At 49.6% G+C, this 228-nt stretch carries 1 protein-coding gene; it reads left to right on the top strand.

Annotation, left to right across the window (positions count from 1 at the left end; genetic code table 11):
- Window positions 1–228, top strand: a 228-nt coding sequence (locus tag AC061E_RS16685) for a hypothetical protein (RefSeq protein WP_478287260.1), incomplete at both ends; no start/stop codon positions are given.

The raw sequence follows: 228 nt of genomic DNA, 5'->3' as shown, positions 1-228 counted from the left end.
ATTACACTACGACAAACGTGACGGTAACTGTTCCTGCGGGTGCAACTACTGGAACGGTAGCGGTACCAACAACTGTGGATGCTATCGACGAGGCTGATGAAACGTTCAGCATCGCTAATGGAGCTGTTTCGGCTACTGGTACGATTATCGACAATAACAACGCCCCTACTGTGGCAACGATCACTCCGGCTTCGGCTACCGAAGGAACTGATGTGGTATTCAACTTTA

Source organism: Flavobacterium sp. GNP011, assembly GCF_056428925.1.
Note: the sequence above shows the minus strand (reverse complement) of the source record. Positions and strands in the feature narration are given on the sequence as shown.